Below are 13,067 nucleotides of genomic sequence, written 5' to 3'. Positions count from 1 at the left end.
GGCTCAACCGTCCGACCCGACCAGCGCGACCAACTCGTCGTCTTCCGACTCGATCTCGGCGTCGGTGAGATCGACACTGACGTACGTCTGACTGACCTTGCTGTCGTCATTCGCCGATCCCGGGAAGACGAGCGCAACGCCGATCACATCGGCTCTCGCGTCCAGCGGGTCCCTCGACTTAGAGTTCGCCGGGTCCGGCTCCGACATCGGGTCGATGGGATAGAGCAGGATCAATCCCTTCGATCGCACATCTGGGTTCTTGTCTCGCGCATCCATCAGCGAATTCTCGCTCATCTTCCGCGCCTCAGACTGGTCGAGGAAGTCGACCGCACGATGGTCTTTCGACATCAGAGTCTTGATGTCGGAGCGCTCGACTCCATCCACCTTCAACTGCGATCGCACGATACGGCCGAAATCCAGCCCGCCGAGACGCACGGTTCCCCGCTCCGAACCGGGTTTGGCAGCCATGACTGCGAGATTCCACATGTCGAGACTGCCTCGACGACGTTGCTTCGCAACATATTTGCCGATCAAGTCGACGTCGAGATCAGGAGAATCCGGGTGCACGGAGTAACTGTCCAGGAAGCTCAGCACATCGTCGGCGTCGACGTTCTCGAACACGACGGACCCGGAGTCGAGGGTCCTCGGTTCGATCCCCTTGGTTCTGACACGGGACAGGAGTCCGTCGGCGGCGTCGACATTGCGGAGTAGCCAATCTTCATCCCGAGTGCGGAAATATCGGGTTTGTACACGCCGCCCACCGTACGACGCGTAGGCCGGTATCGCCGCGCCCATTTTGGCGGTGATCCGCAGAGTCGGATGCGTCCTGATGCGCACACCGAACTCCGTGGGTGTCAGATCCTCGGACTCGTAGCGATCGATATCGAGACGAATTTCTCGTTCGACCGTGGCCAGGTGACGGAACCACTGGCGCAGCTCTTCTGTCATCCAGATCCGCGGAAGATCTTCGTAACCGAAGCGGAATCCAAACCACCGGGCCATCTGCAACAAGGTGTCGTACGCCCCTGCTGCCCTGACGAAGTAGCTGACCGTCAGACCCTCGAGCGTCAGCCCGCGACTCAGGGTGTTCCCTCCGACTGCGATCGCCACCTGACCATCCTCGGAGTAGTCCAGGCGATCGTCACTGCGGAAATTGTCTATGACCACGCGACACTTGCCGAGCACCTCACCGACGAACGGACGCACGTCCTCGAACGTGAGCGGTGCCAGTCCGAACGTCGCGGACGTCACCAGTGACGTTTCGGCCTGCCATTGGGACGACAAGCGTTGCACGGCCGTGGGATCACCGGTCTCCCACTTCTTGGCGAGCCCAGACACGAAAGCGCTGAGCGGCCCTCGGAACTGGTCGTGGATGTCCGTTTTCACCGACGTGTGAATCAGCATCGTCGCGTGGCCTTTGTCGCCCCGAGCACGCCGGGCGGCGGTGGCCAGGACGAACCAGGTCAGTGCAAGGTCGAGAGTGGGCGGTATCGACGGGAGAAACACCTGGGCGGCACTCTTGCCGGAAGGTCGCACGTCGTCGACGTCCTCGTGCGGAATGATCCGGACCATGTTCGATCCGTCCAAATCCACGCCGTTCGCCTCGTCGCCCTCGACCACGTCCCGGCCGAAAATTCGCTCGGTGCCGAAGTAACCCTCCGGTTCCGGCAGGTTGAGGATGAAGTCCTTCGGGTAGAGGTCGCCGGCAGCCGGGTCGATCAGGATGTTGGCGAACGGCGTCGCCGTGTATCCGATGTAGGTGCTCTTCGGCAGCTTGGCGATGATGCCACGGATCAGCGGGTTGATGATGCGGGTCTCGACGCTCGCCTGGTCTGCTTCGTCATCGATGATCAGTGTCGGCACATCATTGAGTGCGCGCTGTTTGACGGCAGGTTGAAGCCATTTATCGAGCCGCTTCAACACCGCGGCATTCTTCTTCACCACGGCCAGGATCACACCGCTGTCGTCGACGTGCAGCAGAGCCGTCGACTGCATGGTGGGTGCTCTGAAGTCGCCGTCCGCGTTGGTCAGTTGCTTCCACTTGGTCGGTGTCAACTTGTGAAGCTGCTCATCCAGGCGTTCTTGCGTCTGCTTACGCAGGCCGTTGTGGATTCCTGACAGAACGATGACGAACTTGTACCCGACGTCCGCAGCTTTGGCGATGACCGCAGTGAAGTTTGTCGTCTTCCCGGACTGGACGTACCCGACGACCAAACCCTTCGAGTCCCAGTCCGACTCGTTGGGCCGTGGCGTGTACGCGATGACCTTGTTGGACGAGCTGTCCAAAGTGCTCACCCGGCCATCGGGCCAGGCCAGGTCCACCCGAATGAACCGCTCGAGCGCAGGCCAATACACATCCGCGGACGCATTCGGTCCGGCATACCACGGCTCGCGTGGGCCGTGAATGATGGGCGGGCCACCGCTGATGACTCCGGTCACCTGCTTGCGATATTCCTTGACGTACGACTCGAGCTCATCTCGGCTGAGCCGGCCGGTGAAACTCTTGATTGCAGAATCGAGCGAGGTCTTTCTCGCCCACCCCGCGAACACTTCATAAAACGGGTCCACGGCTATCATCCTCTTCAGCGCCCGAGCGCATCCCGGGCATGGTGTCGGAACCGGGAGTCATCAGGGAGGACTGTCGGTTTCGGGTCAATCTAAAAGGTCGACGATCCGCGTCAGACGTTGATCCCGTAATCTCGGGCAATTCCAGCCAACCCCGAGACGTAGCCCTGCCCGATCGCGCGAAACTTCCATTCTTCATTACGGCGATAGAGCTCACCGAACACCATAGCCGTCTCGGTCGACGCGTCCTCGCTCAGATCGAATCGTGCGAGCTCGCGGCCGTCGGCCTTGTCGACCACTCGGATGAACGCGTTCACTACCTGTCCGAAGTTCTGCCGGAGGACGTCGGCATCGTGGATGGACACCGGGAACACGATGGAATCGACGTCGGGCGCGAGCGCCGAGAGGTCGATGTCGATGCTCTCGTCATCCCCATCCCCCTCGCCGGTTCGGTTGTCACCCGTGTGTTCGATCGCGCCGTCGGGCGAGCGAAGGTTGTTGTAGAAGACAAAGAACTCGTCGCTCAGGGCCTTGTGGGAGGAGTTGAGGGCGATCGCACTTGCATCGAGGTCGTACGCACCACCGCTCGTCGAGCGAACATCCCAGCCCAGTCCGATGCTGACAGCCGTCAGGCTGGGCGCTTCCTTGCTGAGTGAGACGTTCCCACCCTTGGCCAGTGTCACAGACATGTTCGGTTCCCATCCTCACGTCACCAGGTTGCAATATCAATCTAGCCATACCGACAAGCCAAGTGGTCGGAATGGTCCTGCAGTTCCCGATTCGCTCGAGTTGCTGACGCGATCCGATCTCGCAGCCAGGCCGACGATGGACGCCCCGGGCAGTCTCGCCGACAGCCGCTTCGGACCTCGTCCAGAAGTATGCCGCGGCCTCCGACCGCCCGTCAGGTCATGAAGAACAGGCAGTCGTCACCGGGTATACGAAGTCGGAGTTGAAGACATCGTCGAACGTTCCGCCAGACAGACCCATCGACCAGTCGTGTAGCCAAGTACAGCGAACTCAGCAGTCCGCGCACACCATTCAGTGGCCACTCGCTTTGCGGACCAGGGCATCATCGCGGACGCACGTCCAACCGTGTGTCTGTAGAGCCTGCACGATGTTGACCTCATCGCTCACGTCGAAGTGCAGGAACTCGCCGTCATGAATGGTGTCCTCGACCTTCCCGTATTGCTCACGAACCGTTTGCGGTACGTCGCGGAGCATCTCTCGGGCGGGCCAGGCCGGCCAATCACCGTCGGCGTGTCCGGGAACAGTGTCCAGGTCGTACACTTCGCCGTCCGCAGGAAGATCAGTTTCGCCATCGGCGAAGCGCTCGACCACATCGGTCCAGCTTTTAGCGCTGAGGCTGTTCTTCGCGTCCCCCCATGTTGCAAATTCCGAATGCAGCAGTGCCAGCTGCTCGGCAGAGTCAGACTTGATGAAAATCAATTCGCCGGCGACATCGCCGTAAACGTACTCATTCATCTCGCCAGCCTTCCACAGCTCGGAATGTCAACGACGTCGAATGGGCGTCTTGCCAGCTTAGCCGGGGAAGGCTCACCGCCCCGCCCGCCGCCGGTCACGTTCCGAGAACCCATCCACCTGCTGCATCCCGTGGGCCCGCTTCCGATCCTGGTAGTCCACCACTGCCGAGAACGCCGCGCTCACACCTACCGGCGAGGCGTCGTACGTCAGCGACTTGTCCGCCTTGAACCCCATCTGCGCGCCTGTCTCCACGGCGTCCATGTTGGCGCCCAGGAACACGAAGTCCCACCCGTACTGCGATTCCTGCTGCTCAATGAGCTCGCGAACCGCTTGGTTCGACCACTCCCGACTCGAGTTCTCCTGGCCGTCGGTCATCACCAGCACGGTGACCGACCCCGGCCGTTCTTCCTCCCGCAGGGCCTCGAGAGACGAGCCGATCGCGGTGACGAACTTCCCCACCGCGTCGTACAACGCCGTCATCCCGCGGGGTACCAAGTACAGCGGTGGTACCTGGTCGATCGGTGTCGAGTCGTAGACCATCGCGTACTGATCATCGAACTGCGCCAGCGTCACGACGGTTGTGCCGTCGTGACCACGCTCGGCGTCGATGAAGGTGTCGAATCCTCCGCGGGTGTCGTCGGCAATGGAGGACATCGAACCGGAACGGTCGAGAAGGGCTGCAACGAGGGACAAAGAAGGATCGGGCATGGAAACTCCTGACGTGGGGACGGATAGGTGGACTGAAGATCAGGCGACGGAGACTGTGACTCCGCCGGAGAACAACGAGTCATGAAGCTCGATCTCCGACGGTGCGGTGCCCGCCGGCACGTCGTAGACGAGTGTCGCCACGAGCAAGTTACCCGGATTGATCTGCGAGAAGCCGAGATTCGGGTCATTGGTCACCGTCGCGAGTGTGTCGGTCGAGTACTCGCGCCCCTGCCCGTCGAGCAGCTTCTGCGACGACGTGTCGAACAGCTGCTGCTCGTTGCCGATGTTCGCGACATTCAGGGTGACCAGCACGTACTCGCCCTGCGGCGTCTGCGACGTGTACTGATCCCCCACACTGGCGACGCCACGCTCGACGTTCTGCACGGTGAATTCGAACTTGCCGTCCCTCACCGCAGCACCGATTCCCGGTGCCGACTCCTCGGCCGGCGCACTGCTGCCCTCCGTTGCGGCCTGCGAGGAGGACGTGGTGCCACTCGTCGACAAGTCCTGTCCTCCGCTCGCCAGATTGACGCCGACAGCGATGACGACGACCGCACCGATCGCCGTGAGGATCTTGTGCCGCAGGAACCAGTTCTTCTTGGTCGGCGGCTGCTGTGGCTGCGCGTACGGGTTCTGGGGAGGCTGAGTCATGGCGAGTCCTTTCGGTGTGTCGGCACCGGTCGGTGCGTCCCACCAAGAACACCGCAGTGACCCCGTCGGGCACCTCGTCGATTCGGCCGGTCTCACTCCTCCTTTCGGTCGGCATTCGCGACCGAAGAACGGAGGCTCATGTCGGACCAAGGCCGTACCGTCTTTTCTGTGACCACTACTGCAGCTACGGTTCGGCGTCGCGCCTGGACCGTCGGCGCAGTGATTCTCAGCTTGTTCTGCACCTTCATGGCTGCCGGTCTCGCGGGCACATCGGGAACACCTGTGCGGAACGTGGCGCTCGGCGTCGTCCTCAATATGGCCGCCGCGATTGCGTTGATCTGGCGACACGACAAACCGAGGATCGTCCTCGCGATGGCCGTCGCCGGTCCGCTCTTCTTCGCCACCGACGCAACGGCCGCGCTGATAGCTCTCTACGCGGTGGGCGTCTTCGCTCGAGGTCGTACTCTCGCCGGTGCTGCAGTCGCGGTCTACCTGGCCTGCGCGATATCTCTCGTGTACGACGCGGGGCGCCGCCGCGACTATTCGGTCCTGACGATCGGAGTCAAGCACGTCGAGGGCACTCCCCCGCCGACGTGGTCGCTTCCATGGTGGCTTCCCTGGCTCGTCGCGGCCGTCCTCGTCGCCGTCGTTCTGGGGCTCTCTCAACTTCGCCGTACGAAGTCCGATCTCGTGGTGGCCGTGCAGTCCCGGGATCAGGCGACCGCGCAGTCGCAGCGCCTGCACGAGGACATGCTGATACAGCAGGAACGCTCCCGCATCGCGCGCGACATGCACGACACCTTGGCCGCAGGGCTCAGCCGAATATCGTTGCTGGCAGGCGGTTTACAGGTCGGGAGCAATGACGGACCGGAGAAGATCTCCAACACGTCGGCACTGATTCGGTCTACGGCCCACGAGTCCCTGGACGAGCTCAAACGCATCATCGGCGTACTCCGCGGGTCCGACACCGGCGGCGAGGATGCTGGTCGGCGAAGCATCGCGGGAATCGGGGACCTCGTCGACGCGGCGCGTTCTGCCGGGTGTCGGGTGACCCTGGTTCAGGACATTCATCCCGGTGTCGTCGGCGATCTGACCAGTCATACCGCGTACCGCATCGTGCAGGAAGCTCTGACCAACAGTCAGAAGCATGCCCCGAGTTCACCCCTCCACATCACGGTGAATGGGGCGGACACCGATGGCATCGGCCTGACTGTGCGCAACCACATGTCGACGACAGCGCAACCTGGCCCCGGTTCGCGAACCGGACTGGCCGGCCTCGCCGAGCAAGCTCACAACGCCGGCGGGTGGGTGCGGTGGACGGCCATGGGTGGCGAATTCATCGTGACGGCCTGGCTCCCCTGGTACTCCTGACGCGTCAGTCCTTGACCAGTCCGCCGTCGACGACCAGGTTCTGCCCTGTCACCGCTCTCGACCACGGCGATGCGAAGAACAGCACGGCATCCGCGAACTCTGCCGGCGTCGTCACCCGGCGCAGCGGGGTGCTCTCGGCGATCATGTCGAACACCGCAGGTGGGGTCGCGGAGCTGGCATCCGTGGTCCTCAGAAGACCACCGGAGACCATGTTGACGGTGATGCCGTCAGGCCCGAGGTCCGCCGAGAAGGTCCGCGTCAGCGCCAACAAGGCAGCCTTCGCCGCCGTGTAGTCGTGGTACGGAACGACGGGGTTCTGCACGAGGTTGGTGCCGATCGTGATGATCCGCCCGAATGCCCTCTCCCGCATACCCGGCGCAGCTGCCTGCGTGGTATGCAGAGCGCCGGCAACGCTGCCGCGGAACTGCGAGTCGAACGCCAACCACTCGATCTCGTCGGCCTTGGCACGGTCGTCACCGTTGAACGAGAAGTCGATCAAAGCGTTGTTGACGACGGTGGTGACAGTCGACCCGAAATGCTCACGGGCGCTGTCGAACAGCGCGTCGACCTGGTGCCGGTCCGTGACATCGGCCTGCACCGCAACAACGCGGTCAGGACCGAACTCGCTTGCCAGAGCATCGGCTGCGGCTGCACTGCGGTGGTAGTTGACCACGACGCGGGAACCCTGCTGCAGGAACGCTCGCGTGATCGCAGAACCCAGTCCGCGAGCACCGCCCGTCACGAGCACGATCTGTTCGGCCAATGGCACTGTGCGCATCTCGACATCCCTTCGCCAGCATGACCTGGTCAGGTTCGACGGGTGTGTTCTCAGCCGGTTCGGTTCGGCACCCCGTGTCCGACTCCATAGAACACCTATCCGCTGTGGCGTGTCGGCGCGACCCGATACGGTCGACCCATCATGGACTCCGATGCGGTCATCACCGTTCTCGTCGTGGACGACGACGCATTCGTTCGTCGCGGCGTCGCGGACATCTTCGCCGCCACCACGGATATCGTGGTGGTCGGATCGGTCTCGGACGGTGACGAGGTACCCGCCGCAGTCGCTGCTCATCGGCCCGACGTCGTCCTGATGGACTTGAAGATGCGCCGAGTGGACGGACTCGACGCCACGCGAGCATTGATGGCATCTGCACACCCACCGAAGGTCGTCGCGATGACGGCGATGGACGTGGACGACTTGGTGGTCCAGGCCATCGAGGCCGGAGCCCACAGCTTCCTCAGCAAGTCGGAGGCACCGGAGACGTTCCACCAGTCGATCCGCGCCGTCGCTGCCGGCAACACTCTGTTCTCCGAAGAGTCACTCCGGCGGATCGTCGCGTCTACTCGTGCACCGCGGCCTACAACAATGCTGGATGCGCTTACCGAACGAGAGCGAGAAGTGCTGTCGGTCATGGCCACCGGTGCGTCGAATCCAGATATCGCACGGCGCCTGTTCATGTCGGAGACGACGGTCAAGTCGCACCTCTCTGCGGTGAACCACAAGCTCCAGGTGTCCAACCGAGTCGAAGCGGCGTTGGCGGCATTCCGCGCTGGGTTGATCGAGTAGCGAGCACACGCGGACGAGTCAGCTGCTGCACCCTCCCGTTCACGCCTGTTCGAGCACTGCCTCGGCGATGTAGTCGAGATGGGAGTCCATGGATCCGAACAGCATCTCGACGCTCTTCGCGCGTCGGAAATAGTGATGCAGGACGTGCTCCCACGTGAATCCGATACCACCGTGAACCTGTATGGATTCCTCTGCGGCGAACGACGCCGCTCGCGATGCCAACACCCGTGCGATGGACACGGCCGTGAACATCGAGGCCTCGTCGCGGTCCACCGCCGCGTTCGCTGCGTCCAGAACAGCCGCTTCAGCCAACTCGACGGCAATGGACATATCGACGAGCCGATGCTTGATTGCCTGAAAAGAACCGATCGGCCGGCCGAACTGCTTTCTGGTCTTGGCATAGACGACGGACATGTCCAGACAGGCGCGAGCGCTGCCCACCTGTTCAGCTGCCAGTACGGTCCACATCGCGGCCGTGGCTCGGTCGACCGCCCCGGTTCCCTCCACGGGAACCCACTCGGTCGGGCGAACACCGTCGAACGTCACGGACGCCATAGGTCTCGTCAGATCCAACGTCGTCATCGCCGTCCGCTCGACACCGTTGTCGGTCGCATCGACTGTCGCCACGAGGCGACCCTTGTCGGACGTCGCAATGACCAGCACGGTGTCAGCGTCCATCCCGCCTATGACGAAATGAGTGTGCCCGCTGAGCACCACGCCTTCGTCATCGTCCGACCAGACGACTCCATCACGTGCACTCTGGTTTCCAGCCACAGCTACACGTGTGGATCCCGTCGCCAGTCGGGCGAGCGTAATGCCCATCTGGTCGTCGGGTGCGGGGGCCAGTTCGGACAGGAGCAATCCGGCCAGGACTGCAGACGCGAAGAACGGGCCGGGATCGAGTGCCCTACCCAGTTCGAGAGCGACCGCGCACAGGTCTTTGAGCGTTCCTCCTGCGCCGCCGTACTGTTCCGGAACACCGATCTCGGTGCAACCCATCGTCGTCAGTGCACTCCAGGAGTCGCCGTCGGCCGCATCGGACAGCGCGCGCCGAACCGCATCCATGATGTCGCGTTGCTCGACGGTCCATTCCATGGTCATGTCGTGCTCACCTCGGTTCCCGCGGTAGGCCGAGCCCTCGTTCTCCGATGATGTTTCGTTGAATCTCGTCGGATCCCCCAGCTATGCGGTAGCCGGGGGCTCCGAGGAGGTGCTCCGACCAGGCGAATGTGTCGGCTTCGCCTGTGTCCGCCGCAAGGCGCGGACCGAGCACTCGTGCCGCTGCTTCTCCGATACGGGTCAGGTTCTGGGTCCAGACAATTTTGCCGATCGACCCCTCGACACCGGGAGCGGCGCCATCCTCGCGTCGCTCGGCGTACCGGGCGACGAGGAGCGCGGATGCGCGCTCGTAGACAGCTACTTCGGCCACGCGCTGCCGTGTCAGGGGGTCTGCTGGAGCACCGACCTGCCGCACGAGTCGAGCCAGGTCGCGGACGTTTCCTCCGGCATCGACGATGCCGGCGCTCGAGTTGCGTTCGAAACCCAATGTCGTCAGTGCAACCTTCCAACCGTCGCCGACATCGCCGAGCCGCAGCGTGTCCGAAAGTACGACGCCGTCCAGGAACACCTCGTTGAACGTGGAGCCACCGGACATCTGTCGGATAGGTCGGATGTCGATACCGTCCGAATCCATGGGGACCAGGAAAGCCGTCATTCCACGATGCTTGGGGGCAGTGGAATCGGTTCGTGCGATCAGCAGTCCCCACTCTGCGAACTGCGCACCCGAGCTCCACACTTTCTGACCGTTGACGATCCAGGAGTCCCCGTCACGCGTCGCTCGGGTGGTCAACCCAGCCAGATCAGACCCAGCCCCCGGTTCCGAAAACAGCTGACAGCAGAGCAGATCGGCGCGCAGAAAGGAGCGGACGAACTGTCGTCGCTGATTCTCGGTCCCGAGAAGGTGGACCGTCGGCGCGACGAGATCGACAGTGACCAGCACGATCTCATGACGATCGGGGACCGCGAACTCGAGTTCGTGCTCGACGTAGTTCCGCTCGTGACTCGCCGACAGGCCGGGTCCGCCCCACACCGGATCCCACGTGATCGCACCGAACCCCGCATCAACCCGCTCTGCCTGCCATCGACGGGCAGCATCGATGAGCGCACGCTCCTCTGCGGCATCGTGATTGTGGAAGATCGCGTAGCGCCGCTCGACATCGGCCGCGCCCGATCGGCGTGGAACCCGAGCCTCTAGAAACGCGACACAGTCCCGACCGAATTGATCGAGAGTCGCCTGTTCATACTGCACATCTGTCGTCACGACCGATCCTTTCGTGCAAGTTGCTCGATCCGGGCATCGACCGCGGCCTTGGCATGCGGGTCGTCCGCCAGCCGGACGGTGAAGCTCTGCTCGAGCTCGTAGCCCCTCTTCAGATCGAGAGATTCGCACCCGTTCAGGGACTGTTTGGCGAGCGTCACGGCGTATCGGTTCTTGGCTGCGATCGACCGTGCTCGCATCATCGCCACGTTCAGCAATTCCGATTCCGGAACCACTTCGATGGGAGCGCCCCAGTCACGCATGGTCGCTGCGCCGACCGGCTCCGCCGTGAAGAACAGTCGCCGCACGGCCTGTTGCGGCAACATGCGCGCGGCGAATCGCCCACCTCCGAGAACGCCGACATTCATTTCCGGTAGGCCGAACACCGCACGGTCGGAGGCGACGACGACGTCGCATACGGCGGTCAGTCCCAAGCCACTTCCGAGGGCTGCGCCATTGACAGCAGCGACCACGGGCACAGCGCAATCCATCACGGAGAAGAGCCCACGGCGTATCTCTCGCATACGCCGGTCACCGTTCTCCGCGGACATGCTCTGGAATTCGTGCAGATCGTTTCCACCGCAGAAGTTCTTGCCCTTACCGGTCAGAACCACAACCGTGGTGTCCACACGGTCGGACAATTCTTCGAATACGTCGGCCAGTTCTCTGTACATCGCGCTGTCGAGTGCGTTCACCTTGCCGCGAGACAGTTCGACGAGGGCGACGCCGGACTCGGGGTGGCTGACAGCGATGCTCGCGGTCACCGGTCGACCTCGTACGACGCAGCGATGGTGATGCCTGCCATGTGACGGGGAACCTCGGCTCTGTCGCGAGTCCATTCCCGCAGAGCGAACTTCTGAACCTTCCCACTAGGCGTCTTCGGCAGTGAATCCACGACGAAGACGCTCTCCGGAAATCGCTGACGAGCGATCTTGTGGGACTCGAGAAATGCCTGGACCTCGGCGAGATCGATGCTCGTGCCGGCCTCGGGAACCACGAAGGCACAGCCGCGCTCTCCCGTCACGGGGTCGGGACCGGCAACGATCGCCACCTCCGACACGTGCGGATGCTGCGAGAGCAGGGATTCCACGGAGTACGCGCTGATCTTCTCCCCGGACCGATTGATGATGTCCTTGATACGTCCGACGACGTGGAGGTACCCGTCGTCGTCGAAGCGCCCCAAGTCACCCGTACGGAAGAACCCGTCCAGAGTGAACGCAGCCTCGTTCAGAGACGCGTCCAAGTACCCCAAGAACGTGTCGGGTCCGCGCCAAACGATCTCGCCGACCGAGGACGACCGATCGGTCCCGTCCACCAGAACGTCGGTCGGAGCTATGGGACGACCGTCGCTCCGCGTGCGGGCATGCAGGGAATCGGACGATGTGGAACAAGTGGCAGACGGGCCCTCCGTTGCGCCGAACATCCGGACAGTAGTACCGAGCGTGTCCGTCGCAGCTGTAGCGAGCGAGTCGGGAATGTCGGCGCCACCGCACACGACATATCGAACTGACGGAGTCGAGGTGTTCGCCCGTGTCGCGGCATTCACCAGACCCCTCAGAAACGGGGTAGAGAAGATCATGAACGAGGCGCGCTCCGCGAGAATTCGGGCGAGCGCGACATCGGAATCCCACCGATCCTGCAGTACGACAGGGATTCCGAGCAGGAACGGCAGGGTAAGGGCGCAATTGATACCGGTCACATGCGTCACCGGCGAGGGATTGAAGACGACGTCGTCGGGGCCGAGTCCGAACCAGTCGACCATCGACCGGTTCTCGAAGACCAAAGTGTTGTGGCTGTGCAAGACACCCTTGGGCTCGGCGGTGGTTCCCGATGTGTACAACAGCAGGCACACGTCGTCGGGGTCGACGCCCACGCCCTCCACCTCCACCTCGACGTCGGTCACCGTGATCATGTCGTTCCAGCGCGCCGAACCCACGACGACCACATCGACGGCGGCGAAGATCGGCGACGAGTACATGGACTCGACGTCGCGGTTGCCACGAGAGTCCATCACGAAGACGACTGCTGCCCCCGACTGGTCGAGGATGAAGCTCACCTCTTGTTCGCGATAGATCGGAACGATCGGATTCGCCACTGCACCGAGTTTCATCACGGCATGGAAGACGATCACCGCCTCGACACAGTTCGGCAGCTGGAAGGACACCACGGAGTCACGGCTGACCCCGAGCCGCTGCAACGACAGGGCGAGACGGGACGCGTCCCGCTCGATGTCGCCGAAGGTCGACCGCCGGTCACCGTCCACTACCGCGAGAGCGTCGGGGCGGTCGGCCGCGCACCGGGTCAGGAGACTGCCGACCGTGTCGTCGCTCCAGTGCCCGCGAGCTCGATACTGGCGCACCAGCTCGTCGGCCGGGAGCCGTGTCGGTTGCATGGTGGACCTCCGTA

Annotated in this window: 12 protein-coding genes, 1 pseudogene and 1 riboswitch; of the genes and pseudogenes, 2 read left to right on the top strand and 11 right to left on the bottom strand. The window is 63.0% G+C overall.

The genetic code is table 11. The features are described from left to right. Positions 1-3: 3 nt before the first annotated feature. The 5 genes from BR07_RS0106990 to BR07_RS0106970 form a co-directional block, all read right to left on the bottom strand. Positions 4-2,568 (bottom strand): Z1 domain-containing protein, encoded by a 2,565-nt coding sequence (locus BR07_RS0106990; RefSeq protein ID WP_197027743.1) that lies wholly within the window; start codon positions 2,566-2,568, stop codon positions 4-6. A gap of 110 nt (positions 2,569-2,678) precedes the next feature. After that, complete coding sequence (locus BR07_RS0106985) at positions 2,679-3,254, bottom strand: TerD family protein (RefSeq protein WP_027504819.1); 576 nt, start codon at positions 3,252-3,254, stop codon at positions 2,679-2,681. 349 nt (positions 3,255-3,603) lie between these two features. Then, a complete protein-coding gene (locus tag BR07_RS0106980) occupies positions 3,604-4,047 on the bottom strand; it encodes a hypothetical protein (protein WP_027504818.1) in 444 nt (147 codons plus the stop codon). A 72-nt stretch (positions 4,048-4,119) separates the two neighbouring features. Continuing rightward, positions 4,120-4,755, bottom strand: a complete 636-nt coding sequence (locus tag BR07_RS0106975) for a VWA domain-containing protein (protein ID WP_027504817.1) — start codon at positions 4,753-4,755, stop codon at positions 4,120-4,122. A gap of 39 nt (positions 4,756-4,794) precedes the next feature. Continuing rightward, positions 4,795-5,406 (bottom strand): DUF4352 domain-containing protein, encoded by a 612-nt coding sequence (locus tag BR07_RS0106970; protein ID WP_027504816.1) that lies wholly within the window; start codon positions 5,404-5,406, stop codon positions 4,795-4,797. A 219-nt stretch (positions 5,407-5,625) separates the two neighbouring features. Here BR07_RS0106970 and BR07_RS0106965 point away from each other — a divergent pair, with 219 nt between their 5' ends. Next, positions 5,626-6,777 carry a sensor histidine kinase gene (locus BR07_RS0106965; protein WP_231476230.1) on the top strand — a complete coding sequence of 384 codons (1,152 nt, stop codon included), beginning with the start codon at positions 5,626-5,628 and terminating at the stop codon, positions 6,775-6,777. 4 nt (positions 6,778-6,781) lie between these two features. Here BR07_RS0106965 and BR07_RS0106960 read toward each other — a convergent pair whose 3' ends face one another. Further along, complete coding sequence (locus tag BR07_RS0106960) at positions 6,782-7,546, bottom strand: 3-oxoacyl-ACP reductase (RefSeq protein ID WP_027504814.1); 765 nt, start codon at positions 7,544-7,546, stop codon at positions 6,782-6,784. Continuing rightward, a riboswitch (TPP riboswitch) is annotated at positions 7,546-7,640 on the bottom strand. It overlaps the preceding gene by 1 nt. Positions 7,641-7,696: 56 nt before the next feature. On the opposite strand from BR07_RS0106960, the gene BR07_RS0106955 reads away from it, so the two are divergent. Continuing rightward, a complete protein-coding gene (locus BR07_RS0106955) occupies positions 7,697-8,344 on the top strand; it encodes a response regulator (RefSeq protein WP_027504813.1) in 648 nt (215 codons plus the stop codon). Positions 8,345-8,383: 39 nt separating this feature from the next. Here BR07_RS0106955 and BR07_RS0106950 read toward each other — a convergent pair whose 3' ends face one another. From BR07_RS0106950 to BR07_RS0106935, 5 genes and pseudogenes are all read right to left on the bottom strand, one after another. Then, complete coding sequence (locus BR07_RS0106950) at positions 8,384-9,205, bottom strand: acyl-CoA dehydrogenase family protein (protein WP_231476255.1); 822 nt, start codon at positions 9,203-9,205, stop codon at positions 8,384-8,386. A gap of 45 nt (positions 9,206-9,250) precedes the next feature. Next, positions 9,251-9,409, bottom strand: a pseudogene (locus BR07_RS27770) (acyl-CoA dehydrogenase family protein); the annotation flags it as partial. A 43-nt stretch (positions 9,410-9,452) separates the two neighbouring features. Next, positions 9,453-10,343, bottom strand: a complete 891-nt coding sequence (locus tag BR07_RS0106945) for an acyl-CoA dehydrogenase family protein (RefSeq protein ID WP_331280447.1) — start codon at positions 10,341-10,343, stop codon at positions 9,453-9,455. A gap of 317 nt (positions 10,344-10,660) precedes the next feature. Next, a complete protein-coding gene (locus tag BR07_RS0106940) occupies positions 10,661-11,425 on the bottom strand; it encodes an enoyl-CoA hydratase-related protein (RefSeq protein WP_027504810.1) in 765 nt (254 codons plus the stop codon). Continuing rightward, positions 11,422-13,053, bottom strand: coding sequence for an AMP-binding protein (locus tag BR07_RS0106935; RefSeq protein ID WP_027504809.1), 1,632 nt, complete (start codon positions 13,051-13,053; stop codon positions 11,422-11,424). The genes BR07_RS0106940 and BR07_RS0106935 overlap by 4 nt, the downstream gene beginning before the upstream one ends. Between the last annotated feature and the right edge of the window lie 14 nt (positions 13,054-13,067).

Origin of the sequence: Rhodococcus sp. UNC23MFCrub1.1 (assembly GCF_000686025.1) — a bacterium.
Lineage (GTDB): Bacteria > Actinomycetota > Actinomycetes > Mycobacteriales > Mycobacteriaceae > Rhodococcoides.
This window is presented reverse-complemented; position numbering and strand designations above follow the sequence as displayed.

Coding starts and splice junctions, on each gene's coding strand:
- BR07_RS0106985 (WP_027504819.1), bottom strand. CDS start 3,254: ATGTCTGTGACACTGGCCAAGGGTGGGAACGTCTCACTCAGCAAGGAA.
- BR07_RS0106980 (WP_027504818.1), bottom strand. CDS start 4,047: ATGAATGAGTACGTTTACGGCGATGTCGCCGGCGAATTGATTTTCATC.
- BR07_RS0106975 (WP_027504817.1), bottom strand. CDS start 4,755: ATGCCCGATCCTTCTTTGTCCCTCGTTGCAGCCCTTCTCGACCGTTCC.
- BR07_RS0106970 (WP_027504816.1), bottom strand. CDS start 5,406: ATGACTCAGCCTCCCCAGAACCCGTACGCGCAGCCACAGCAGCCGCCG.
- BR07_RS0106955 (WP_027504813.1), top strand. CDS start 7,697: ATGGACTCCGATGCGGTCATCACCGTTCTCGTCGTGGACGACGACGCA.
- BR07_RS0106935 (WP_027504809.1), bottom strand. CDS start 13,053: ATGCAACCGACACGGCTCCCGGCCGACGAGCTGGTGCGCCAGTATCGA.